This window comes from Exiguobacterium sp. s149 (genome assembly GCF_018618395.1).
Taxonomy (GTDB): domain Bacteria; phylum Bacillota; class Bacilli; order Exiguobacteriales; family Exiguobacteriaceae; genus Exiguobacterium; species Exiguobacterium chiriqhucha.
Genome location: NZ_JACSLZ010000002.1, coordinates 1 through 22850, shown reverse-complemented (window position 1 = coordinate 22850; position 22850 = coordinate 1). Strand labels below are relative to the sequence as shown.

The 22850-nt window shown below is 53.8% G+C and carries 25 protein-coding genes and 10 tRNA genes; 31 read left to right on the top strand and 4 right to left on the bottom strand.

What is annotated here, in order from left to right; translation table 11 throughout:
- The first annotated feature begins 39 nt into the window (after positions 1-39).
- The gene (locus KNP81_RS03295; protein ID WP_214718406.1) at positions 40-639 is read left to right on the top strand and encodes a histidine phosphatase family protein; all 600 of its coding nucleotides are present in this window, start codon (positions 40-42) and stop codon (positions 637-639) included.
- A gap of 10 nt (positions 640-649) precedes the next feature.
- Positions 650-1126, top strand: a complete 477-nt coding sequence (locus KNP81_RS03290) for a DUF456 domain-containing protein (RefSeq protein WP_214709337.1) — start codon at positions 650-652, stop codon at positions 1124-1126.
- A 74-nt stretch (positions 1127-1200) separates the two neighbouring features.
- Here KNP81_RS03290 and KNP81_RS03285 read toward each other — a convergent pair whose 3' ends face one another.
- Positions 1201-1677 (bottom strand): YwpF-like family protein, encoded by a 477-nt coding sequence (locus tag KNP81_RS03285; RefSeq protein WP_251129049.1) that lies wholly within the window; start codon positions 1675-1677, stop codon positions 1201-1203.
- A gap of 111 nt (positions 1678-1788) precedes the next feature.
- On the opposite strand from KNP81_RS03285, the gene KNP81_RS03280 reads away from it, so the two are divergent.
- Positions 1789-2091 (top strand): hypothetical protein, encoded by a 303-nt coding sequence (locus KNP81_RS03280; protein ID WP_131471580.1) that lies wholly within the window; start codon positions 1789-1791, stop codon positions 2089-2091.
- Positions 2092-2130: 39 nt separating this feature from the next.
- On the opposite strand, the gene KNP81_RS03275 is transcribed toward KNP81_RS03280, so the two are convergent.
- Both KNP81_RS03275 and KNP81_RS03270 read right to left on the bottom strand, forming a co-directional pair.
- Positions 2131-3576, bottom strand: a complete 1446-nt coding sequence (locus KNP81_RS03275) for a nicotinate phosphoribosyltransferase (protein ID WP_214718404.1) — start codon at positions 3574-3576, stop codon at positions 2131-2133.
- A gap of 22 nt (positions 3577-3598) precedes the next feature.
- Positions 3599-4132, bottom strand: coding sequence for a cysteine hydrolase family protein (locus KNP81_RS03270; protein ID WP_021068167.1), 534 nt, complete (start codon positions 4130-4132; stop codon positions 3599-3601).
- A 142-nt stretch (positions 4133-4274) separates the two neighbouring features.
- On the opposite strand from KNP81_RS03270, the gene KNP81_RS03265 reads away from it, so the two are divergent.
- The 10 genes from KNP81_RS03265 to argF all read left to right on the top strand — a co-directional run bounded on the left by KNP81_RS03265 (position 4275) and on the right by argF (position 14643).
- A complete protein-coding gene (locus KNP81_RS03265; protein ID WP_021068168.1) occupies positions 4275-4550 on the top strand; it encodes a 4a-hydroxytetrahydrobiopterin dehydratase in 276 nt (91 codons plus the stop codon).
- On the top strand, positions 4543-5025 hold the full coding sequence (locus tag KNP81_RS03260; protein ID WP_251130260.1) for a hypothetical protein: 483 nt from the start codon (positions 4543-4545) through the stop codon (positions 5023-5025). Before KNP81_RS03265 ends, KNP81_RS03260 begins: the two co-directional genes overlap by 8 nt.
- Positions 5026-5058: 33 nt before the next feature.
- Positions 5059-5376 (top strand): hypothetical protein, encoded by a 318-nt coding sequence (locus KNP81_RS03255; RefSeq protein ID WP_021068170.1) that lies wholly within the window; start codon positions 5059-5061, stop codon positions 5374-5376.
- A 147-nt stretch (positions 5377-5523) separates the two neighbouring features.
- Positions 5524-6549: an N-acetyl-gamma-glutamyl-phosphate reductase gene (argC, locus tag KNP81_RS03250; RefSeq protein WP_214718402.1), complete on the top strand. Its 1026-nt coding sequence runs from the start codon at positions 5524-5526 to the stop codon at positions 6547-6549.
- Positions 6550-6562: 13 nt separating this feature from the next.
- Entirely contained in the window at positions 6563-7780 is a 1218-nt protein-coding gene (argJ, locus tag KNP81_RS03245) for a bifunctional glutamate N-acetyltransferase/amino-acid acetyltransferase ArgJ (RefSeq protein ID WP_214718400.1), read from the top strand.
- Positions 7777-8556, top strand: a complete 780-nt coding sequence (gene argB / locus KNP81_RS03240) for an acetylglutamate kinase (protein ID WP_214718398.1) — start codon at positions 7777-7779, stop codon at positions 8554-8556. The genes argJ and argB overlap by 4 nt, the downstream gene beginning before the upstream one ends.
- Positions 8516-9661, top strand: a complete 1146-nt coding sequence (locus tag KNP81_RS03235; protein WP_214718396.1) for an aspartate aminotransferase family protein — start codon at positions 8516-8518, stop codon at positions 9659-9661. The genes argB and KNP81_RS03235 overlap by 41 nt, the downstream gene beginning before the upstream one ends.
- On the top strand, positions 9658-10707 hold the full coding sequence (locus KNP81_RS03230; RefSeq protein ID WP_214718389.1) for a carbamoyl phosphate synthase small subunit: 1050 nt from the start codon (positions 9658-9660) through the stop codon (positions 10705-10707). The genes KNP81_RS03235 and KNP81_RS03230 overlap by 4 nt, the downstream gene beginning before the upstream one ends.
- Positions 10700-13720: a carbamoyl-phosphate synthase (glutamine-hydrolyzing) large subunit gene (gene carB, locus KNP81_RS03225; RefSeq protein WP_214718384.1), complete on the top strand. Its 3021-nt coding sequence runs from the start codon at positions 10700-10702 to the stop codon at positions 13718-13720. Before KNP81_RS03230 ends, carB begins: the two co-directional genes overlap by 8 nt.
- A complete protein-coding gene (gene argF, locus KNP81_RS03220) occupies positions 13717-14643 on the top strand; it encodes an ornithine carbamoyltransferase (protein ID WP_214718380.1) in 927 nt (308 codons plus the stop codon). Before carB ends, argF begins: the two co-directional genes overlap by 4 nt.
- 51 nt (positions 14644-14694) lie before the next feature.
- Here argF and KNP81_RS03215 read toward each other — a convergent pair whose 3' ends face one another.
- The gene (locus tag KNP81_RS03215) at positions 14695-15420 is read right to left on the bottom strand and encodes a rhomboid family intramembrane serine protease (RefSeq protein ID WP_214718378.1); all 726 of its coding nucleotides are present in this window, start codon (positions 15418-15420) and stop codon (positions 14695-14697) included.
- 63 nt (positions 15421-15483) lie between these two features.
- Between KNP81_RS03215 and acpS the strand changes: the two genes are divergently transcribed.
- The 18 genes from acpS (at position 15484) to KNP81_RS03125 (ending at position 22707) form a co-directional block, all read left to right on the top strand.
- Positions 15484-15861 carry a holo-ACP synthase gene (acpS, locus tag KNP81_RS03210; RefSeq protein ID WP_214718376.1) on the top strand — a complete coding sequence of 126 codons (378 nt, stop codon included), beginning with the start codon at positions 15484-15486 and terminating at the stop codon, positions 15859-15861.
- Positions 15839-16915, top strand: a complete 1077-nt coding sequence (gene alr, locus KNP81_RS03205; protein WP_214718374.1) for an alanine racemase — start codon at positions 15839-15841, stop codon at positions 16913-16915. Before acpS ends, alr begins: the two co-directional genes overlap by 23 nt.
- A gap of 129 nt (positions 16916-17044) precedes the next feature.
- Positions 17045-17323 carry a hypothetical protein gene (locus KNP81_RS03200; protein WP_021068181.1) on the top strand — a complete coding sequence of 93 codons (279 nt, stop codon included), beginning with the start codon at positions 17045-17047 and terminating at the stop codon, positions 17321-17323.
- A 5-nt stretch (positions 17324-17328) separates the two neighbouring features.
- On the top strand, positions 17329-17679 hold the full coding sequence (locus KNP81_RS03195; RefSeq protein WP_029596222.1) for a type II toxin-antitoxin system PemK/MazF family toxin: 351 nt from the start codon (positions 17329-17331) through the stop codon (positions 17677-17679).
- 140 nt (positions 17680-17819) lie between these two features.
- Positions 17820-18146 (top strand): STAS domain-containing protein, encoded by a 327-nt coding sequence (locus KNP81_RS03190; RefSeq protein WP_021068183.1) that lies wholly within the window; start codon positions 17820-17822, stop codon positions 18144-18146.
- Entirely contained in the window at positions 18143-18619 is a 477-nt protein-coding gene (gene rsbW / locus KNP81_RS03185) for an anti-sigma B factor RsbW (protein ID WP_021068184.1), read from the top strand. The genes KNP81_RS03190 and rsbW overlap by 4 nt, the downstream gene beginning before the upstream one ends.
- Entirely contained in the window at positions 18585-19385 is an 801-nt protein-coding gene (gene sigB / locus KNP81_RS03180; protein WP_021068185.1) for an RNA polymerase sigma factor SigB, read from the top strand. Before rsbW ends, sigB begins: the two co-directional genes overlap by 35 nt.
- 75 nt (positions 19386-19460) lie before the next feature.
- Positions 19461-21587, top strand: coding sequence for a Tex family protein (locus KNP81_RS03175; RefSeq protein WP_214718827.1), 2127 nt, complete (start codon positions 19461-19463; stop codon positions 21585-21587).
- 209 nt (positions 21588-21796) lie between these two features.
- Positions 21797-21871: transfer RNA gene (locus KNP81_RS03170), tRNA-Asn, on the top strand.
- A 9-nt stretch (positions 21872-21880) separates the two neighbouring features.
- Positions 21881-21972, top strand: a tRNA-Ser gene (locus tag KNP81_RS03165).
- 27 nt (positions 21973-21999) lie between these two features.
- Positions 22000-22074 (top strand) — tRNA-Glu (locus tag KNP81_RS03160).
- A gap of 6 nt (positions 22075-22080) precedes the next feature.
- Positions 22081-22156, top strand: a tRNA-Val gene (locus KNP81_RS03155).
- Positions 22157-22179: 23 nt separating this feature from the next.
- A tRNA-Asp gene (locus tag KNP81_RS03150) sits at positions 22180-22255 on the top strand.
- Between the two features lie 7 nt (positions 22256-22262).
- Positions 22263-22334 (top strand) — tRNA-Gln (locus tag KNP81_RS03145).
- Positions 22335-22344: 10 nt separating this feature from the next.
- Positions 22345-22420, top strand: a tRNA-Lys gene (locus KNP81_RS03140).
- Between the two features lie 31 nt (positions 22421-22451).
- Positions 22452-22539 (top strand) — tRNA-Leu (locus tag KNP81_RS03135).
- A gap of 4 nt (positions 22540-22543) precedes the next feature.
- Positions 22544-22620 (top strand) — tRNA-Arg (locus KNP81_RS03130).
- Positions 22621-22630: 10 nt separating this feature from the next.
- Positions 22631-22707: transfer RNA gene (locus tag KNP81_RS03125), tRNA-Ile, on the top strand.
- Positions 22708-22850 lie beyond the last annotated feature (143 nt).

Here is a 22850-nt window from a genome sequence, read left to right as displayed (position 1 = left end):
GATGGGATAGGATTTAGGAATCAAAAAGGAGTGACTCGCGTGACAGAACTTTGTTTGGTCCGACATGGTCAGACCGATTGGAATTTTCAAGAAATCATTCAAGGACGGGAAGATATCCCGCTCAACGCACTCGGACATCGGCAGGCCGAAGAGAGTGCGGCCTTTTTAAGTCAAGAATCTTGGGACGTTATCGTGGCGAGCCCGTTGTCACGGGCCGTCGACACGGCGCGTTACATCGCGGAGGCGTGCGGCATCGACGCAGCACACATCATTCAAGATGAGCGCTTCATCGAGCGTGAATTCGGAGCCGCGTCGGGAAAACCGGTACCGGGCATTTATGAGGCCGTTCAAGCCGACGATCAAGACCGCGTACCCGGTCTTGAGTCCGAGGATGAGATGCGGGCCCGCGTCTTGAGCGGCATGCGCGATCTCGTCGAGACACATGCCGGGAAGCGTGTCATCGCCGTCTGTCATTCACATGCGATTAAAGCCGCCCTGTCGGCGATTGATGACACGTATACGTTCCGTCATGCCATGCGCAACGCCTGCTCGAACTATATCGAACATCAAGACGGTCAGTTCGTGGTCAAGGCGGTCAATGTCGCCGACCATATTACGAATGTGATCGTCGCAAAGTGAGGAGAAGCTCATGACGACATTGCTCTGGATATTCATCATCGCTTCATTTGTTGTCGCGTTCGCGGGATTGATTTATCCGGTCATCCCGAGCGTCTTGTTCTTATTCATCGGTTACATGATTTATGGCTTCGGTTTCTCATTCGAGCCGCTCACATGGACGTTTTGGCTCTGGCAGATTTTGTTCTTGATCTTCCTGTTCGTGGTCGACTATATCGTCACCCGGGCTACGGTCGATAAACGGGGCGGCTCTGAACGGGCGAAGTGGGGAGCGACCATCGGTTTGATTGCAGGGCCGTTCATCTTCCCGCTCGTCGGAGTGCTCATTTTCCCGTTCATCTTCGCGTTTTTAGCGGAACTCACGCTCGGGAAGTCGACGCGGGAAGCGTGGAGCATCGGTGTCGGGACCGTACTCGCTTTCCTCGGCAGCACGATGCTTAAAGTTGTCGGGATGACGATGATGGTCATCTTGTTTTTCATCTACATCTAAGGCGAAGAAACTTCTTCGCCTTTTTTGGTTGAGAATTTTATAAAAACGGGGAAAGAAAAACAAGACCGTTCGATTTATTCGAACGATCCTGTCTTGACGAGCTGGGTGAAGGCGGAGCGGCTGAACGACTGCTGCTGTTCGACTTGTTTTTCGAAGAAGGACGGTTTGAGTTCGGCGTTCGCCACGCCTTCGGAAATCAACGAATCGAGCACTTGCTTGGTCGGATCTTGTTTCGGCATCAGCATGAGCCCTTCCGCGACGAACGTGTGATGGTCGCTGAGCGACCGTTCGCTCGTGAACGTCAACGCGAGGGCGGCCGGGCGGTTCGCCGGTGACGTGATGACGGCTTCGGCAAGGAGCAGGATTCGCTTATTCAAATAGTGATGAAGCGTGACGGCAAATTCGGTCGGAACGAGCATCTCGAGGAGCCATTCGTTGTCATGCTCTTTCGAGATAATCAACCCATCGAGCAGTTCGACGGGGAGGTTCAACTCGTTGCCATACTCGTCTTGGACGAGGCGAACTTGGACTAGGCGGAACGTTTTCATCATATCGGTCCCTTCCACATTTTCTTTAATCCATCTTAACATAGTCTGCTTCGAAGATTGTGTTACGATAGCGGGGAAGCGACGTAAAAAAATAGAGGACAAGGAGGCATCAAGATGAGTTGGGTTGTTGGCATAATCGGGTATATCACGATTCTAGCAATCGGTTATTATGGTGTCCTTTTCTTCAAAGTAAAGCAGGAGCGGAGTCGGGCCGGATATCGAATCTTTCTCTTGCTCGCGGGATTGTTTTTCGTGAGCGGGAGTGATTATATCATCGCGTTGTTCCAAGGGGATACGGAAGCGACGTTTTGGCAACGGACCGTTTACTTCATATTGATTTTGATCTCTCTTTCAATCGCACTTTACTTTCGGAGAAAAGAAGATAAAATCCATGCGAACGAGATGACGACGGCATAAAACAAGAGGCTACGGAAAAAAATCCGCAGCCTCTTGTTTTTATTTCGGGATCCGAGTTTGACGAATCATCTCGAGCTTCAAGTCCCAGAGCGGTTTACTGAATGTGACCGAGTACACTTCCGGCAAGCGGAGGCGTTTGTACTCTTCCCACAGACCGTTCATCTGCTCGTGATGATACGTGCGGATTTCTGTCGCGTTCGGTAAGTCATAGACGCGTTCGCCGTCTTGGAAAATCGGGACAAGCAAACGTTTGACACTAAAGTTGCGTGTCTTGATGCGGAACGCTGGGTCGCGCACATCAATCAAGTCGATCTCTTTATACGTCTCGACCGGCTCGTCAGCTAGGGCGATATAATCCCCTTTGAACTTCCCGGTCTCGTTATCGATGATGCGATACAATTCTTTCTTGTGTGGTGTCGTCGTCTTCACTTTCGAAGACGAGACTTTGATGACCGGCTTCAGCTTCCCGTCGGCACCTTCGCGGGCGACGAGCTTGTACACCATGCCGAGCGCGGGTTGTTCGTAGGCCGTGATGCCGCGCGTCCCGACGAGGAACGTGTCGGCTTCAGCGCCCTGCATCCGCAAGTCTTGAATGACGTACTCATCAAGGTCGCCCGAGACGACGATTTTGACGTAGTCGAGTCCGGCCGCATCGAGTGCTTTCCGAGCCCGTTTCGACAAGTAGGCCAAGTCACCTGAGTCGAGTCGGACCGACTTCAAGCGATAGCCTTTCGCCTCGAGTTCCTTGGCGACCGTGATCGCGTTCGGAAGACCGGACTTGAGCGTGTCGTACGTGTCAATCAACAGGCTCGTGTTGTCTGGATACATCTCGGCGAACGAGCGGAACGCCTCAAGCTCCTCATCATGGAACTGGATGTCGGCGTGTTCCATCGTTCCGCCGGTCGGGACATCAAAATCGCGTCCGGCCGAAACTAAACTCGTGACGTCGAAACCGGCGATATAGGCGGCCCGAGTCCCGTAATACGCAGCATCGACACCTTGGGCGCGACGGGCCCCGCCTTCGAGCAACGTCTCATTCGGCGCGGCTTGACGGATACGCGCGTATTTCGTCGCGATGAGTGATTCATGGTTGGCGATATTCAAGAGCGCCGTCTGGAACAGTTTCGCCTCAAAAATCGTCGATTCGATGCGGACGACTTGTTCGTTCGGGAAGATGACTTCTCCTTCACGGACGCTATAGAGCGAGCCGGTGAACTTGAAGTTGCGGAGTACGTCCGCAAACTCGTCCTCGAAGTCGAGTTGTTGTTTCAAGTAATGGATGTCCTCTTCCGTGAACGAGACGTTCTCTAAGTAGTGGACGATGTTTTGCAGGCCGGCGAAGACGACGTAGCCCCCGCTGAACGGATTCGAGCGATAGTAGAGGTCGAACACGACCCGTTCGTTGTGACGACCTTGTTTCCAATAGATATACATCCAACGTGGGAGGTATAGGTCAGTGTGAAGCGCTAGGTTGCGATGTAACATAATCGTTCCTTTCTGTTTTACGTCACTTCCCGGTCACAGTGGCCCCGAGTGTCGTGACAAAATGTTCGAGCGCCCAATCGTGTCCGACTGGGTTGAAGCTTTGGACGGCATCGGCGTGGACGACGATTGTATAGCCGAGGTTGTACGCGTCGACTGCCGTATGGAGCACACAAATATCCGTGCACACACCGACGAGATGGATTTCCGTGATGGCCCGTTCGCGTAAACGCAAATCAAGGTCGGTCCCGGCGAAGGCACTGTAGCGTGTCTTATCGATCCAATGGTCGGCCCGCGCTGCTGCCGCTTTGACGGTTCCATACAGTTCACGGCCTTCCGTGCCGCGGATGTTGTGGGGCGGGAAGAGCGTCGTCTCAGGATGATACGTGTCGCCGGCGTCGTGGACATCGTTCGCGATGACGACATAATCCTCGTCCGCAAACTCCTCGATTAACTGGACGATTCGTTCTTCTATGTCTTGCCCTGGTTTTCCACAAGTCAAACGACCCGTATCTGCGATAAAATCAAACGTGTAGTCGATCACAATCAATGCTCGCATGGCGAGATCTCCTCTCTCATGTGAAGAATAGTTGGCTATCCTTTTTATTCTAAATCATTTTGCGTAAAGCGAAAAAGATTATTTTTGATTGCGGTCGGGTACTAAGTGTAAGAAGAACTGTTTGCGAAAGGGGAATCAGCACATGCTGCTGTCATCAACCGAACTGTCAGAGCAACTGTCCCGCTTAAACGGCTGGGACGTTGTCGAAGGAGAATTGCAAAAGACGTATCGTCTCGAGACGTTTCCAGAGGCGATTCAATTCGTCCATCTCGTCGCCGATTTGGCGGAGTCGCTCGATCACCATCCGAACATCTTAATCGAGTATCGGAACGTCACGTTGACCGTGTCGACGCATGACGAAGGTGGAATCACGGAGAAAGACATCATGCTCGCGAAAGGTTGTGAGGAGCTTGTCTAAGCTATTCATGACATTTGCCTCAGGTACGGTCGCTGAACGATTGCGTCAACAACCGGGTGTGCTCGTCGCAAACGGGACGGAAACGATTTTACTCGCCGAAGGGGACAAGTCTCCGTTCCAGAGCGGAAAGACGTTTCAAATCGAAGAAGCAGAAGGACAATTCGCCCCGAAAGGGAATATTGTCTATGCGAACATTCCGGTCGATTCGAACGCCCGGTCGCTCTTGTTCCATCGTTTGTTGAAAGACAAATCACGCCTTGGGTCTGGCCATAGCGGTTTTGCCGCCTATCGGCTCGGTGTCGACCCGGAAGACAACCACGGGGTTGTTTTCATCCAATTCACCGAAGGCGGGAATCGTTTTCGTGATTCGACCGACTACGTCTTGTTCCAAGAATGGCTGAAAGAAGCCGTCGAACAAAAAGGAGCAGGTCCGATCATAAAACACTATGTCGTCGATGCAACAGATGACCTATAATAAACATAACGTCACGTTAGGGGAGGATTTTTTATGAACAAGAACTATTTCTGGTTAGGTATGGCCGCAGGTGCCGTCATCGGAGCCGGGGCATCGCTTCTCCACAGAGAGACGCGCGAGCAACAAGTCAGCCAGCTCAAGCATATGAAATCACGACTCAAGTCACACGATACGTCTACACAAGCTCATTCGGTCGGCCTTCAAGCCTCTTCGAAAGCGAGTTTGAAAGATCGCGTCATGGATTTGAAGGCGCTCTACGAAGAGAACCAAGATACGATTCAAAATCTTGTCGAAGACGTGAAAGACTTGGTCGATGCGCTTCAAGACGCTCGTCATAAAAATCAAATCTAATTCATGTCCACGGTCCGGTGCTGTTGCACCGGGCCGTTTTTTCATGTTCCGGCGAGCATCGCTCTATTCAATTTGTATAAAAATACAATTGACAGTATAAATATACGTATGTTTTAATCAATTTATTCTTTTAAGGAGGTTCGGCAGATGATCACTTGTGGAATCGTCGGCGTCACGGGGTACGCCGGGATGGAGCTGTTAAAGCTCATCGGCAAACATCCCGAGTTCACGCTCGTCCGGGCGATGAGCGACTCGAGCGCCGGGTCGACGCTCGCGCAACTGTATCCATGGTTAGAGATTGAAGATTTGACGCTCGAGCCGTTCCAAGTGGACGCATTGGACGACATCGACGTCATCTTTTTAGCGACGCCGAGCGGGGTGTCGGCGCAATACGTTACGCAGTTGACGGAATATGAAGGGGTAGTCATCGATTTGAGCGGAGACTTACGTCTGCCGGCATCGAGCTACGAGACGTGGTATGGCAAACCGGCCTTACCGGCATCGTTACAAGCGCAGGCGGTATATGGATTGACGGAATGGAATCGAGACACTATAAGGTCGGCCAATTGGATTGCCAATCCCGGGTGTTACGCCACGGCGGTCGCGCTCGGCTTATTGCCGTTCGTGAACGGAGGCTGGATCGACCCGAACGAAATCATCGTCTCGGCCTGCTCCGGAATTACGGGTGCCGGGAAGGGACTCAGCGCCAAGACGCACCACGCCCGCTCCAACGAAAACGTGCAACTGTATAAAATCCATACGCATCAACACATCCCGGAGATTGAACAGACGCTTTATGCAGTGAGCGGGACGCAAGCGACCGTGTCACTCTCGACACACCTGTTGCCCATCAATCGAGGCATCATGGCGACGATGAGCGTCGTCCCGACGCTTGAGCAGAGCGAAGCGGATTGGGTGGACGCATTGCGACAGGCTTACGCGGATGAACCATTTATCCGGGTGCAACAAGGCGAACCGGAGATTCGAACGGCCGTCGGGTCGAACTACTGCGATTTGTGGGTGTACCTCGACCAACGAACGAATCGACTGACCATCATCTCGGTCATCGACAATATGCAAAAAGGTGCGGCCGGACAAGCGATTCAAAACGCCAATGTCCGCTTTGGATTAAACGAAACAGCCGGGTTGAATGAACAACCCCAGTACATATAAGGAGGTCAAACGGATGATTGAAACAACGATCAGCCCTGTCGTCCACGTCGTCGCGCCGAAAGGGTTTCAAGCGTGCGGAGTTCACGCCGGATTAAAACGAAAACGTAAAGATTTGGCGTTGCTCGTCTGCGAACAGCTGGCTAGTGCCGCCGCGGTGTATACGACGAACCAATTTCAAGCGGCCCCGATTCAAGTGACGAAAGAAACGCTACACGCGTCGAGCGGGAAGATTCGTGCCGTCTTGATTAACAGTGGAAACGCCAACGCCTGCACCGGTCCGCAAGGGCTCGAGGACGCGTATACGATGCGCGATAAGGCGGCCGAACATATCGGGGTCAAACCGGAAGAAGTGGCGATTGCCTCGACAGGTGTCATCGGTCAACTGTTGCCAATGGAGACGCTCTTAAACGGGATCGATTTGCTTGAACCGATTCATGAGGAGGCGGGGGCGGAGTCGTTCGCGGAAGCGATTTTGACGACCGATACGGGAACAAAATGTACGGGCGTCGAGTACACCGAAGGAGGAGCGACCGTGACGATCGCAGGTGTGGCCAAAGGCTCGGGAATGATTCATCCGAACATGGCGACGATGCTCGGCTTCATCACGACCGATGCCGTCATCGCGCCCGACGTGTTGCAACGGGCGCTGAAACAGAGCGTGGACGCCTCGTTTAACAGCATCACCGTCGACGGGGACAGTTCGACGAACGATATGGTGCTCGCTTTGGCGAGCGGACTGACCGAGATGGATGAAATCATCGAAGGGACAACAGCCTATGACCGCTTCTGCCAAGAGTTGACTGACGTGTGCACAGATCTCGCCAAGGCGATTGCTCGTGACGGGGAAGGGGCGACGAAATTGATTGAGGTCGAGGTCGTCGGGGCGAAGACGGATGAGGCGGCTCGGATGATTGCGAAACAAGTCGTCGGCTCGTCGCTCGTGAAGACGGCCGTCTATGGACAAGATGCGAACTGGGGACGCATCATCGCCGCCATCGGTGCCTCGGAGCAACCAATTGACGTGAACCACGTCGACATCCGCATCGGGTCACAGCATGTGCTGATGGAAAGTGCGCCGGTCTGGTTCGATGAGGCGCTCGCGACAGAAGAGATGGGACAAGACGTCGTCTCAATCCAAATCCGATTGCAGGACGGCACCGGACAGGGTCAGGCGTACGGCTGCGATTTGACTTACGATTACGTCAAAATCAACGCGAGTTACCGGACATGAAACAACGGAAAATCGTCAAACTCGGCGGGAGCGTTTGGGACACGCTCCATCCGGACTATTTCAACGAGTGGCGGACGTGGCTCGACGCAGGGCATGAACTTGTGATCGTTCATGGGGGTGGACCTGCGTTGTCCGCTTATTGCGAGCACCAACAAATCGAACCGGTGTTTCAAGACGGACGTCGTGTCACGACAGCGGACGTGTTGACCGGTGCCGAGCGCGTGCTCGCGGGGGAGATGCAGACCGAAATCGTCGCTGCCCTCGGTCGTCATCATATTCAAGCGGTCGGTCTCTCGGGTGTGGACGGACAGACGCTGACAGGAAAGCAATTGGTGGAACTCGGGGCGGTCGGTGAAGTCGACCGGGTCGAGACAGACTTGTTCGAGCTGTTGCTCGCGGGTCGCTACGTGCCTGTCGTGACGTCACTTCTACAAGGACCGGAAGGCACGTTGAACTGTAACGGGGACGATTGTGCGATTGCCGTCGCGGTCGCGCTCCAGGCCGATCGTTTTGAAATGATTACCGACGTGCCGGGTATTCGCATCGATGGGACGTTCCGTCAAACGCTCACGCGCGAAGACATCGAAACGGCCATCACTTCGGGGCAAATCTATGGGGGCATGATTCCGAAGACCGAGGCGCTCCTTGGCGCTTTAACAGGAGGCATTGAAGTCGCCGTCATCCGTGACGGCAAGCAACCGGCTCATCCCGGGACAACACTACAGGAGGTGCACCATGCATTCACTACTACCGACATACGGACAACGACTTATTGAAATCGAACAGGCGAACGGCTCTTACGTGACCGATACGGCAGGCAACCGATATCTTGACTTCGTCATGGGCATCGCCGTCTGCGGGACGGGCCATCGTCATCCACACGTGAGCCAAGCGCTCGAGGCGCAGCTGCAAAAAGTGTGGCACACCTCGAATTTATATAACATCAGCGGGCAGGCGCGTGTCGCTGAAAAACTCGTGTCGGAGACGCACTTGACGCATGCGTTCTTCTGTAACAGCGGGACCGAGGCGAACGAAGGGGCGTTCAAATTGATTCGGAAATGGACGAACAAGACGAAAATCGTGACGTTCACGAAATCGTTCCACGGTCGCTCGTTTGCCATGCTTGGGGCCACTGGACAAGACAAGGTCAAAGCCGGATTCGGCCCGATGGTGGCTGATTTCGTGCACGCACCGTTCAATGAAATGGACGCACTCGACATGATCGATGACGAGACGGCTGCGGTCTGGCTCGAAATCGTCCAAGGCGAGGGCGGGGTCGTCGTCGCTGACACGGCCTGGCTCGAAGCGCTTCAAGCGAAAGCGACCGAGTATGGAGTCAAAATCGTCGTCGATGAGGTGCAGACCGGGATTGCCCGCACAGGTACCCGTTTCGCGTTCGAACAGACCCCGCTCAAACCGGACGTCGTCACGCTCGCGAAAGGGCTCGGCAGTGGGTTCCCCGTCGGAGCGATTTTGACAGCAGCAGGTGCGGAACACGTCTTCACGGCTGGCAGTCACGGTTCGACGTTCGGCGGCAATCCGCTCGCGATGGCCGCGGCGGAAGCGACGCTCGACATTTTGTTCGAGGCGGACGCACTTGCTCACGTCAATGCGATGGGGGCGCGATTACGAGCGGGCTTGGAACAATTTGTCGACGGAGAGACATTCACTGAAGTGCGTGGACTCGGTTTGATGCTCGGGCTCGTCGCGACGCAATCGGTCGCGGCATGGATCGAACAGTTGCGAGACGCTGGCCTCTTGGTCGTTGCGGCAGGTCCTGACGTGATTCGCTTCTTGCCGTCTTTGTTGCTTACAGAAGCCGAAGTGGATGAGGCGCTCGCAATCATTGGACATGTGATTACAAAGGAGATGGTGTCATGACGGGGACAGTGACGTTACAAAGCGGTCAACAGTTCAAAGGGACGTGGGAGACGAGTGCGCGCTCGGCGAAAGGGGAGGTCGTCTTCTTCACAGGGATGACCGGTTATCAAGAAGTGTTGACCGATCCATCGTACGCCGGTCAAATCGTCGCGTTCACTTATCCGCTCATCGGACAATATGGGTTGACCGACACAGCATCTGAAAGTGCGGACATTCAAGTGGCGGGCGTACTCGTCCAGACGTTAGCCGGGAACGGGGTGGCGACCGACTTGAAGGATTGGCTGGAGCAGTCCGGGGTGCCGGTACTGTCTGACATCGACACGCGCTCGCTCGTCCATGCCCTTCGTGAACACGGCGATCAGTGGGGTGTGATGACGTCTGAATCAGATGTGTCGTTCGATGGGGACCTACATCAGATTACGGAGACCGTTTCGACGCCAAGTCATGTGCGTCACGGTGACGGGGTGAACGGACATATCGTCTGTCTTGATTTCGGCGTGAAGGCGTCGATGGTTCAAGCGATGGTGGGGCGAGGGTACACGGTGACAGTCGTTCCGTTCGATACGACGGCCGCCCAAGTCCATGCGCTCGCGCCGACCGGGATTCTCGTGTCGAACGGTCCGGGAGACCCACGTGATTTAATCGACTACCTCGATGATGTGCGTGAAGTGTCACTGGCGTATCCGACACTCGGCATTTGTATGGGCCATCAACTGCTCGCGCTCGCCTTCGGGTGTGAGATTGAAAAACAGACGTACGGACACCGCGGATCCAATCATCCGGTCCGAAATGTCCAGACGGGTGAAGTGTGGATGACGTCGCAAAATCACGGGTACGTCGTCAAACAGGACAGTTTGGAAGCGACGCCGCTCGAACTGCTATTTGAAAACGTGAACGATTTGTCGGTCGAAGGGACGTTGCACCGCACTGCCCCGATTCTAACGGCCCAGTTCCATCCGGAGGCTAGTCCGGGACCAAAGGAAGCACAAGCCATCTTTGACCGCTTCGACGAAATGATTCAGCAAGGGGTGAACGTCTATGCATAAAAAAGTACTCGTCATCGGTTCAGGTCCGATTATCATTGGACAGGCGGCCGAGTTTGATTACTCGGGCACACAGGCGTGCCAAGCGCTTCGGGAAGCAGGCTGTGAGGTCGTGCTCTTCAACTCGAACCCGGCCACGATCATGACCGATCCCGGTTTGGCCGATCACACATACATCGAGGCGATGACGTTAGAGAAGGCCGAGTTGATTATCGAGACAGAACGTCCGACCCACTTGCTTGCCACGGTCGGCGGGCAGACCGCCCTCAATTTGGCGCTCGCCTTGGACGAGGCCGGTGTGCTCGAACAATACGGGATCGCCCTTCTTGGGACGTCGCTCGAGACGATTCGCGACGGGGAGGACCGCGAACGGTTCAAACAGAAGATGAACGAACTTGGGGAACCGCTCCCCGTCAGCACGACCATCGAATCGATCGAAGCCCTTGACGGCTTTATCGCCGAGACGGGCGTCCCGCTCATCGTCCGTCCGGCGTTCACGCTCGGCGGTACCGGCGGTGGGATTGCAGAGACGATCGATGCCGCCTACACGCTCGCGCAACGTGGTCTCGAGGCGAGTCCGATTTCACAGTGTTTAATCGAGCAGAGTATCGCCGGTTATAAAGAGTTCGAATATGAGGTCATGCGCGACGCCAACGGGACTTGCATCATCGTCTGCAACATGGAAAACATCGACCCGGTCGGCGTCCATACGGGCGATTCGGTCGTGTTCGCCCCGGCCCAGACGCTATCGGATGTCATGCATCAGACGTTACGGAGCGCCGCGTTCCGAATCGTCTCGGCACTTGGTGTCGTCGGCGGGTGTAACATCCAGTTCGCCGTTCATCCGACGGAAGACGCCTATTACGTGATTGAAGTGAACCCGCGTGTCTCACGTAGCTCGGCGCTCGCCTCGAAGGCGACCGGTTATCCGATTGCGAAGATTGCGACTCGTCTTGCCCTCGGGGAACGACTCGACGATTGCATCAATCCCGTCACGAACGGGACGATGGCGAGCTTCGAACCGGCCCTCGATTATGTGACGGCGAAAGTGCCGACGTTCCCGTTCGATTTGTTCAACGGGACGGACCGGACACTCGGACCGCAGATGAAAGCGACTGGGGAGAGCATGGCGATGGGCAAAACGCTCGAAGAAGCGCTGCAGAAAGCATGGCGTGGTGCCGGTGTCGAGCAGAATCCGCTCTATCCGAGTTGGATGGCGACAGCTGATGCCGACGCGCTATACGCTGAAATTTCGGCGCCGACCGATCGTCGTCTCCTGGCGTGCCTCGCGCTACTCGACCGAGGAATCGCCACGACGTCACAACTTGAAGCGCTGACGGGCATCGTCCCGCACTTCATGATGACGTTCGAGCGACTCGTGACGACAATCCGTCTGAATCTGTCCACGCCAGCGAACCTGTTACAGGCGAAACGGTTCGGTTTCACCGACGCTCAGATTGCGCAACAGATGAATGTCACGGCCGACACAATCGCAGCAATACGGCTCGAACACGACATCCATTCGGTCTACCAGATGATTGACACGTGTGCCGCCGAATTCGAGAGCCGCACGCCGTACTTTTACGGGTCGTGGCACGGGACGTCCGAAGTCGTTCCAAGCGAGCGCCAGAAAGTCGCCATCATCGGGTCTGGTCCGATTCGAATCGGGCAAGGCATCGAGTTCGATTACAGTTCGGTGCATGCGGTCTGGGCGCTTCAAAAGCTCGGGGTCGAGACGATTATGATCAACAACAACCCGGAGACGGTGTCGACCGACTTCACGGTCGCCGACAAACTGTACGTCGAACCGTTGACGATTGAAGATGTCGTCCACGTATTGGAGGCAGAAGGCTGTCAGGACGTCCTCATCCAGTTCGGCGGCCAGACCGGCATCTCACTCGCCCATGCGCTGGAAACCAAAGGCTACCACTTGCTCGGGGCGACGGCAGACGTCATCGATCAAATGGAGGACCGGGATCGGTTCTATCAATTCCTCGACGAGATCGGGGTGGCCCACATCCCTGGAGAAGAGGTCGGATCAGTAAACGAGTTGACGTCCGCAATCGATCGTCTCGGCTATCCATGTGTCGTCCGTCCGTCTTATGTCATCGGTGGGAAAGGGATGTATATTATCCGGACCGCGGCGGATTTGCACCAAGTCGAACCACACTTGACCTATCCGCTCCTCGTCGATGCGTATGTCGATGGACGTGAACTCGAAGTCGACTGTGTCACTGATGGGAAAAGCGTCTACGTCCCGGCTTTGCTCGAACAGATTGAGGCGGCCGGTGTCCATTCGGGCGATTCGACGATGATTCTGCCGCCGGTCAAGACGTCACAAGCGCAACAAGCCGAGATTGAAGCCATCGTTCAAACGATTGGACGAGCACTCACGTATCGGGGCGCGCTCAATATCCAATTCGTTTTGAAAGGCGACGTCATTTACGTGCTCGAAATCAATCCGCGTGCATCTCGGACGGTCCCAATCGTCAGTAAAGTGACCGGGGAACCACTCATCGAATGGGCGACGCTCGCGGCGTTCGGCCATGAGTTGGCAACCGTCGTCCCAGACGCACGTCCGGTATGGAGCGGCTATGCCATTAAGACACCGGTGTTCTCGAGTTTGAAATTGCCGGGCGTCGACCCGCTCACCGGCCCCGTCATGCGCTCGACTGGAGAGACACTCCAATTCAGCATGACCCCTTACGTGTCCGAACGGTTCTGTTACGATGCGACGACGACGCGCGTCATGAATCGGACTGAGACCGTAGCCGGCCAAGGCTGGTCGTCATATAGTGATCAAACGCTTGATGAGACGACCGAGTTCCAAAACGTGTCGGTCCTATTCTCGAACGCACCAGAAGAGCAAGCGGCACGTGAGACGGCGGTCCGAAACGGCGTCCATGTCATCTCGGAGACACATCTTGCCGAATACTATCAACAAGCGATGCAAGCGGAACCGATGCCGGTCCGTTCACTTCAAACGATGCAGACAGGAGAGGGACTACCATTATGACGACGAAAACAATCAATCATCTACTGACACTCGAGGAACTGACTCCGTCCGCCCTTGACGACTTGCTCGGACTCGCGGCCGAGGTGAAACGACAGCCGGAAGCGTTCCAATCGGGGCTCGCCGGCAAGAAAGTGGCGCTCTTATTCGAGAAGGCCTCGACCCGGACCCGGATGTCGTTCGAGGTCGGTGTCGTCGAACTCGGCGGTTATCCGCTGTTCTTGAGCAGCAGTGATTTACAGATTGGACGTGGGGAACCACTGACGGATACGATTCAAGTCATGAGCCGCTATGTCGACGCGCTCATGATTCGGACGTACGCCCACGAGACGGTCGAGACGCTCGCTGCGGCAGGGTCGATTCCAATCATCAACGGATTGACCGATTCCCATCATCCGTGCCAAGTGCTCGCCGACTTATTGACGGTCGAGGAAGTGTTCGGCACGAGAACAGGGAAGACGTTGACGTACATCGGCGATGGGAACAATATGGCCCACTCGCTCATGATCGGGGGCGCGCTCAGCGGGATGCACATCCGCATCGCCTCGCCGGAAGCGTATACGGTCGAGACCGACATTTTCGAACGGGCGAACGAACTCGCGGCAACGACAGGGGGGAGCGTCACGCTGTGGCAAGATCCGGTCGTTGCGGCCTCGGGGGCGGACGTCATTTACACGGATGTGTTCGCGAGTATGGGCCAAGAAGCGGAAGCGGCGGAACGGGTGACGCAGTTCGCGGCGTTCCAAGTCGATGCTGCGCTCATGCAACAAGCGAAGTCAGAGGCGATTTTCCTGCACTGCCTCCCGGCCCATCGCGGCGAAGAAGTGACGGCCGACGTCATCGATGGTCCGCAGTCGGTCGTGTTCGATCAAGCTGAGAATCGCTTACACGCGCAAAAGGCGCTCATGCTCACGCTACTCGCCTGAACGAAAAGAGAGGATTCGCCGCTTTGGCGAATCCTCTCTTTAATAATGCTGTCATAAGAAGCGGGCGAACAAACCGAATACGGCCAGTCCGACGATCACGTAGAAAATCCATTTGCCTTCACCCGTATGAATGATTGGCGGTGAATACTTGCGCGGCTTGTACTTCCCGTAACGGAGCGGACGCGAGTACGGGACCGCGAACCGGGAGAGCGGAATCGCGAGCAAGAACCCAGCCAGGAAGCCATACACATGCCCCCAGAGTGATACGTTCGCACCGATGAGCGTGAACACGGCGCTGATGGCGACGAAGATATAGACAAGTCGCGCGTCCTGGCTATAGATGAGCGTCCGACGGAACCGACCGATGTACACGTAGAAACCGAGAATCGCTAAAATCGCACCTGACGCACCGGCTTGCAGGTAGAACAGTTCAGTCACCGTGAAAAACGTGAGCAGGTTGGCAAGCACACCAGCGACGATATAGAACACGGCGAATTTGATATGGCCGACCATACGTTCCATGGCAGGTCCAAAGATAATCAAAGCGAACGAGTTGAACAGCAAATGACCGAGCCCTAAGTGGATGAAGTTGGCCGTCAAGAGACGGTACCATTCCCCTTGGGCGAGCGCGAGATGGAACGACCCACCGAGTGCGACGATTCGGAGATCGGGTACCAAAGAATCGATGACAAACACGAGCAGTTGGATTACAATGAACAGCGTTACGAGCGGATACGCTCGGACGAACGTTTGGACATTCTCAGTACGACTAAACATAGCATCACCTCTTTCCTTAATTGTATAAGGAAACGAGTGAAAAAGGAAAGGAGCGAGTGTCCTGTGATTGTGGGAATCGGAATCGATATCGTCGAGCTCGAGCGGATTGCTCGCTCGATCAAGAATGACCGTTTCGTCGCGCGTCTGTTGACCGAAGCTGAGCGGGCGCTCGCCGACGCCTATCCAGAACAACGCCGCATCGAATTCGTCGCTGGACGGTTCGCGGCGAAAGAAGCCTATGCCAAAGCGGTCGGAACCGGGATTGCCCGGGGCCTGTCGTGGCAACAAATCGAAATTTTACCGGACGAGGCCGGGCGACCACATATGACGGCGCCGTACTCAGGCCGGATTCATATGAGTATCAGCCACAGCGAGCAATACGCCGTGGCACAAGTCATCATTGAAGAGGGGGATCACGATGTTTCGTCCAAGTTGGATTGAAATTGATCGGGCGGCGATCAAGCATAACGTAATCGAAATCAAAAAACGGATCCCGCAAGCGCTCATGGCCGTCGTCAAAGCGAACGCTTACGGACATGGAGCCGTTGAAGTCGCGAAAATTGCACTCGAGAACGGGGCGACGATGCTCGGTGTGGCCTTACTCGAGGAGGCAATCGAGCTCCGAGAGGCCGGGATTAAAGCGCCGATTCTCGTCATGGAGGCCCAGTTCCCAGAAACTGCGGGCGTCGCAGCCGAACACGATGTGACGTTGTCCGTCTTTTCGGCCGACTGGTTGCGTGAGGCGTGCACACATCTATCTGACCGTCCGCTGACCGTTCATGTGAAAGTCGACACGGGGATGGGTCGTCTCGGTTTGCGGACCCGCGCCGAACTTGATGCCCTTTTAGAAGCGGCAGATGACCGTTTCGTCATTGAAGGGATCTATACGCATTTCGCGACGGCGGATGAGCCGGACAGTGAGCTTTACTATGAGCAGCAGGAGCGGTTCGCTCAATTGATGGATGGACTCCACTCGCGATTCCGTTACATCCATACATCGAACTCGGCCGGGGCGATCCGCATGGCCGGACAAGATGTGCCGTATAACTTGGTCCGGGTCGGCATCGCGCTCTATGGATTGTATCCGTCGGCTGAGATGGCTTCCTTCTATTCATTTTTACGTCCGGCCTTCACGTTGAAGAGCAAGCTCATGCAAGTGAAGCAACTCGAGGCCGGACAGACGATCAGCTACGGGGCGACGTATACGACGACTGAAGATGAGTGGATTGGTACCGTGCCGGTCGGATATGCCGACGGCTGGATTCGTAAAGCGAGCGGATTCAAAGTCGACGTAAACGGACACCGTTGTCCGATTGTCGGTCGTGTCTGTATGGACCGCTTCATGGTGAGGCTTCCCGAGTCAGTTCCGGTCGGGACGGTCGTCACGCTCATCGGTGGACCGGTCGCGATTAATGAACTGGCCACGCATCTCGAGACGATCAACTACGAGGTCGTCTGTCAATTGACGAGCCGCCTCCCACGACGTTATGTGTAAAGCGGAAAACGTGTGAAATTATCTGAATTCTTTCGGGAATCCTCTATATTTTCCCAAACTCGCGTGTTATATTGGTAAAGAACGCGGGAAGATTTCCGCCAGTCATTGAAACGATTCTGGAGGTGTAAGATGTTGAAACAGCGAACTGCGGGTGCTTTAGCGTCCGTTCCAGATCGGTTCTCGCAACATGTGGGTCCGATTTCGATGAAAGATCGTGAATCATTGTCATTGAACGATGTAGTGACGTACTTGTCCAAAGAAATTGCTGATCGACAACAAACACTGCGCGAAGAATTGGCGAGAGGCTATCAAGAGATGGCCGCGTTTAATTTGAATATGGCAGAAGAGATGCTGATGATTGAGACGGAAGCCGAACATGCTCTCTTACGTCAAGTAAGCGGGGTGTGAGCGGAGTGATCGTAAAGCGTGGTGACGTGTTTTATGCGAATCTGTCGCCCGTAGTCGGTTCAGAGCAAGGTGGAGTTCGTCCGGTTCTCGTCATTCAAAACGATATCGGCAATCGCTTTAGCCCGACCGTCATTGTCGCTGCGATTACGGCTCAGATCCAGAAAGCAAAACTGCCGACTCATGTAGAGGTGTATCAAGTCAAACATGGTCTCGAACGAGATTCCGTGATTTTGCTTGAACAGATTCGAACGATTGATAAGCGTCGTCTGACAGATAAAGTCACTCATCTCGATGATGAGACGATGCACAAAGTTGACCGAGCGCTAGAGATTAGTCTGGGATTAATCCCTCTCTAGCTTACATATAAAGAAACCGATACATGGGTATCGGTTTTTTTTCAAAAAAATCTTCAAAAAATAGTTTAGAATTCTGTAAAACGGGAATTTAGTTTAATCGTACTCAATTTTTCTGTACGCACATTAGGAGGGAATATACGATGGATTTAGCGATTCGCGAGCAAGTCATTGGAGAACAATTACACCTTTACGTATCCGGAGAAGTGGATACATATACCGCACCAAAATTGAAGGAAGTCTTGCACCCGGCTATTACGGAGCAGGATGTTACCGTTCATTTGGATGAAGTGGATTATATGGATTCAACTGGTCTTGGCGTATTTGTCGGTGCCCTTAAAATAGCCAAACGTAACGAGAAAGAGTTGTCGCTCGTCGGCGTCACCGACCGCGTCAACCGTCTCTTTGAATTGACAGGACTGCACAAGTTGCTCTCGATCAATACAAACGTAAGAGGTGGCACGCAATGAGTAACATCGAACAGACGGTGATGACGTTCCCGGCCAAACCGGAGTATGTCGGTGTGGTCCGTTTAGTCGTCTCAGGAATCGCTAACCGTATGGGATATACGTACGACGAGATCGAGGATATTAAAATCGCGGTCTCGGAAGCCTGTGGCAATGCTGTTCAACATGCCTATGAAGATCAAGAAGGTGAAGTGAAGCTTACGTGTGGCGTTCATCAAGATCGTCTCGAAATGACGATCGAGGACTCGGGCAAAACATTTGCCGACGACGTGAAACGCCAAGCGGCGCCAGTCGAAGAGACGGCTGAAATCGAATCGCTTCACGAAGGAGGACTCGGTCTTTTCCTCATTGAAGCCTTAATGGATGACGTCTCGATCAACAAGGACAATGGTGTCAAGGTGACGATGACGAAACTCCTTAACAGGGACGAGGTGGATCAGAGTGCCAGCAAAATCTCAACAACGCCATCACAGTGATGATGAAGTATTAGAGTGGATCGAGCGTTATCAACAGGACGATCAAAACGAAGAAGTCCAAATGCTCCTCATCAACCGATACTCGGACCTCGTTGAGGCGCTTGCACGAAAGTTTTCGCGAGGCCGGGCCATTCATGACGACCTCGTTCAAGTCGGCATGATCGGACTTCTCGCTGCCCTTCGTCGTTTCGACCCTGAGTTTGGACGCAGTTTCGAGTCGTTTGCCGTTCCGACGATTATCGGTGAAATCAAGCGTTTCATCCGTGACAAGACGTGGAGCGTCCACGTTCCGCGCCGGATTAAAGAGCTTGGGCCGAAAATTAAGAAGACGGTCGAAGAATTGACTACCGAACTGCAACGTTCACCGCGCATCGATGAGATTGCTGATCACCTCGGTGTTTCAGATGAAGAGATTCTCGAAACGCTCGAGATGGGTAAGAGCTACCAAGCCCTTTCCGTCGACAGCTCAATCGAAGCGGACAACGAAGGTTCGACCGTCACGCTCCTCGACCTCGTCGGGAGTCAAGAACGTGGTTACGAATCGGTTGACCAGCGCCTCATCCTTGAAAAAGCGTTCAGCGTGTTGAATGAACGGGAACAGGCGATTCTGGAATGTGCTTATTATAAAAACATGAGCCAAAAAGAGACGGGTGAGCTCCTTGGGATTTCACAGATGCACGTATCGCGCTTACAGCGTCGTGCGCTCGAAAAATTACGCGAGGCCATCAAAGTCCCGCTCAATGAAGTATTCTCAAACGATGACTAAACGGTCATCGTTTTTTTGTCGTCCACGCGTGAGTTTGCTACACTTCAAGAGAGAAGAGAAAAGGAAGTGATTCGATTGATTACGAAAATCGCAAAAGATTTGAAGTTGAAGACGAGTCAAGTCGAGACGGTGCAACAACTCGCCGCGGACGGAGCGACGATTCCGTTCATGGCCCGGTACCGTAAAGAAATGACCGGTAATCTCGATGAAGTGGAAATCAAAGCCATTCTCGATGCCTTACAATATGAAGAGAGTTTGCACAAACGTAAGACGGACGTCCTCGCCAAACTCGAGGAACTCGAGAAGGCGACACCAGAGTTGATCCGTGCGCTTGAAGCTGCGACGAGCCTGCAACAAGTCGATGACATCTACCTTCCTTATCGTCCGAAGCGACGGACGAAAGCCGAGCAAGGACGGGAGAAAGGGCTCCAACCGCTCGCTGACTGGTATCGTCAACCAACGCCATATTCGGTGACCGAAGCACAGTCGTTAGCGGGGGACCTCTCGCTTGAAGAAGCACTTCCGTTCGTCCAATCGATTATCGGGGAGGAGTGGGGCGAAGTGGCGACGCTTCGACAATCACTCCGTACACGAGTCCGGAAAGAGGCGCTTCTTCGTTCACAGAAGAAAAAACAGGCGGAAGATGAGAAAGAAGTGTTCGCCCAGTATTATGAATATGAAGAGAAAATCGCAGGAATCGTCCCACACCGAATCCTCGCCTTGAACCGTGGAGAGCGCACTGATGTGTTGCAAGTGAAGGTCGTCTTCGATGAGACGGGTTTCATACGACAAGCGCTCGGTAAGTTTGACCGCTTGCCGACGGAGAAACGCGAACTCGTTACGCTCGCCGTGAAGGATGCCTTCAAGAAGTCGGTGTTCCCGGCCATCGAACGCGAAGTCCGGAGTGAGTTGACCGAGACGGCTGAAGAACAGGCAATCGATGTGTTCTCAAAAAACTTGAAACAGCTCTACATGCAACCACCGCTTCGTGAGGTCGTCGTCCTAGGGATTGACCCAGCCTATCGAACGGGTTGTAAATGGGCTGTCGTCAATGAAATTGGAAAAGTCGAAGAGGTCGGTGTCTTCTATCCGACGGCACCGAAACATGATGTCGCCGGTTCAGAGAAAGTGTTGACGTCGCTCGTGAAGCGTTATCCAATCTCGGTCATCGTCATTGGGAATGGGACCGCCTCCCGTGAGACGGAGCAGTTCGTATCGACCTGGCTGAAGAAGGCGGAACGCGAGATAGCCTATGCCATCGTCAACGAAGCGGGAGCGAGTGTCTATTCGGCTTCAGAAATTGCCCGATCAGAATTCCCAGAATTGAAAGTGGAAGAACGTTCGGCCGTCTCGATTGCTCGGCGTATTCAAGACGCGATGGCGGAACTCGTCAAAGTCGATCCGCAGTCTGTCGGGGTCGGGCAATATCAGCATGACGTCAGTCAGAACAAGTTGAAAGGATCGCTCGAGTTCGTTGTCGAGAGTGTCGTCAACATGGTCGGCGTCGATGTGAACCGGGCTTCGGAGTCATTGCTCACGTATGTATCCGGATTGAATAAGACGACGGCTAAAAATATTGTCGCGTATCGGGATGAGTTCGGCCGCTTTGATACACGGAAAGAAATCAAGAAAGTACCACGTCTTGGAGCGAAGGCGTATGAACAAGCAGCCGGCTTTTTACGAATCACGAACGGGAGCGATGTGCTCGACCAGACAGAGATTCATCCAGAGAGCTATAAACTGACACTCTCTCTATTGAAGGAACTCGGTGTTTCGAAGCAAGCGGTAGGCACGGCCGAACTGCGGGAACGATTAAAGACGGTCGATGCCAAAGTGCTAAGTGAGAAGCTAGATGCCGGATTACCGACAGTCGAGGATATCTTGAAGTCGCTCGCGAAGCCTGGGCGTGACCCGCGCGAAGATATTCAGAAACCATTGCTTCGGACCGACGTAATGAACTTAGAGGACCTCCAAGTGGGGATGGAGTTCCAAGGGACGGTACGCAACGTCATCGACTTTGGGGCGTTCGTGGACATCGGGGTGAAGCAAGATGGACTCGTCCATATTTCGAAATTGTCGAATCGCTACGTCAAGCATCCACTTGATGTCGTTGCGGTCGGTGATATCGTCACCGTATGGATCGAACAAGTGGACGCCAATCGGGGACGGATCAGTCTCACGATGTTGGAGCCGAAACGTTAAATAAGAAGGAACTAGCACCGAGTAAAATGTTTTTCATTTTGCTCGGTTTTTTTTATGAAAAAGTGTTGACGGTCTTTTCTGCCTGTGCTATCTTATAGAAGTCGCCGAGAGACGACATGGAATATTAAAGCTTTTCTAAAAAAGTGATTGACAGGTTTCTGGTTTGCGGTTACAATTTAAATCGTTACTTCGATAAATTCAAGCAACGTTCCGCAATAGCTCAGTGGTAGAGCAACCGGCTGTTAACCGGTAGGTCGTAGGTTCAAATCCTACTTGCGGAGCCATTTTATTTTGGAGACGTACCCAAGAGGCTATAAGGGGCTCCCCTGCTAAGGGAGTAGGCTGGGAAACCGGTGCGAGGGTTCGAATCCCTCCGTCTCCGCCACTTATTTTTTAGAAAACACATACATCTGGCCCGTTGGTCAAGCGGTTAAGACACCGCCCTTTCACGGCGGTAACACGGGTTCGAATCCCGTACGGGTCACCATCATACGGAGGATTAGCTCAGCTGGGAGAGCACCTGCCTTACAAGCAGGGGGTCGGCGGTTCGATCCCGTCATCCTCCACCATTTCAAATTTAAGCACGTATAACGGTCTTGTGGTGTAGGGGTTAACATGCCTGCCTGTCACGCAGGAGATCGCGGGTTCAAATCCCGTCAAGACCGCCATTTACGTTGGGCCGTAGCCAAGTGGTAAGGCATCGGATTTTGATTCCGACATGCGAAGGTTCGATCCCTTCCGGCCCAGCTTATAATTTGAGTCATTAGCTCAGTTGGTAGAGCATCTGACTTTTAATCAGAGGGTCGCAGGTTCGAGCCCTGCATGACTCACCATTTTTTATCCCTCGTAACACCTTAATACGCTGCGGTCGTGGCGGAATCGGTAGACGCGCTAGGTTGAGGGCCTAGTGGTGGTTAACACCGTGGAGGTTCAAGTCCTCTCGACCGCACCAATATGCACCCTTAGCTCAGCTGGATAGAGCGTTAGACTACGAATCTAAAGGCCGGGAGTTCGAATCTCTCAGGGTGCACCATTTTTATTATGGGCCTATAGCTCAGCCGGTTAGAGCGCACGCCTGATAAGCGTGAGGTCGGTGGTTCGAGTCCACTTAGGCCCACCATTTAAACTGACGAACTTTGAAAACTGAACGATGAGGCAAAAATGTTTTACAATTTTTGAATGAAGCGCAAGCTTCGTCATTTTTAAAGAGCTATATCAAATTCTTTGGAGAGTTTGATCCTGGCTCAGGACGAACGCTGGCGG

Coding starts and splice junctions, on each gene's coding strand:
- argC (WP_214718402.1), top strand. CDS start 5,524: ATGATCACTTGTGGAATCGTCGGCGTCACGGGGTACGCCGGGATGGAG.
- alr (WP_214718374.1), top strand. CDS start 15,839: ATGTTTCGTCCAAGTTGGATTGAAATTGATCGGGCGGCGATCAAGCAT.
- KNP81_RS03265 (WP_021068168.1), top strand. CDS start 4,275: ATGCTGCTGTCATCAACCGAACTGTCAGAGCAACTGTCCCGCTTAAAC.
- KNP81_RS03280 (WP_131471580.1), top strand. CDS start 1,789: ATGAGTTGGGTTGTTGGCATAATCGGGTATATCACGATTCTAGCAATC.
- argB (WP_214718398.1), top strand. CDS start 7,777: ATGAAACAACGGAAAATCGTCAAACTCGGCGGGAGCGTTTGGGACACG.
- KNP81_RS03190 (WP_021068183.1), top strand. CDS start 17,820: ATGGATTTAGCGATTCGCGAGCAAGTCATTGGAGAACAATTACACCTT.
- KNP81_RS03290 (WP_214709337.1), top strand. CDS start 650: ATGACGACATTGCTCTGGATATTCATCATCGCTTCATTTGTTGTCGCG.
- argF (WP_214718380.1), top strand. CDS start 13,717: ATGACGACGAAAACAATCAATCATCTACTGACACTCGAGGAACTGACT.
- KNP81_RS03215 (WP_214718378.1), bottom strand. CDS start 15,420: ATGTTTAGTCGTACTGAGAATGTCCAAACGTTCGTCCGAGCGTATCCG.
- carB (WP_214718384.1), top strand. CDS start 10,700: ATGCATAAAAAAGTACTCGTCATCGGTTCAGGTCCGATTATCATTGGA.
- KNP81_RS03230 (WP_214718389.1), top strand. CDS start 9,658: ATGACGGGGACAGTGACGTTACAAAGCGGTCAACAGTTCAAAGGGACG.
- KNP81_RS03285 (WP_251129049.1), bottom strand. CDS start 1,677: ATGATGAAAACGTTCCGCCTAGTCCAAGTTCGCCTCGTCCAAGACGAG.
- KNP81_RS03235 (WP_214718396.1), top strand. CDS start 8,516: ATGCATTCACTACTACCGACATACGGACAACGACTTATTGAAATCGAA.
- rsbW (WP_021068184.1), top strand. CDS start 18,143: ATGAGTAACATCGAACAGACGGTGATGACGTTCCCGGCCAAACCGGAG.
- KNP81_RS03275 (WP_214718404.1), bottom strand. CDS start 3,576: ATGTTACATCGCAACCTAGCGCTTCACACTGACCTATACCTCCCACGT.
- KNP81_RS03200 (WP_021068181.1), top strand. CDS start 17,045: ATGTTGAAACAGCGAACTGCGGGTGCTTTAGCGTCCGTTCCAGATCGG.
- KNP81_RS03270 (WP_021068167.1), bottom strand. CDS start 4,132: ATGCGAGCATTGATTGTGATCGACTACACGTTTGATTTTATCGCAGAT.
- argJ (WP_214718400.1), top strand. CDS start 6,563: ATGATTGAAACAACGATCAGCCCTGTCGTCCACGTCGTCGCGCCGAAA.
- KNP81_RS03255 (WP_021068170.1), top strand. CDS start 5,059: ATGAACAAGAACTATTTCTGGTTAGGTATGGCCGCAGGTGCCGTCATC.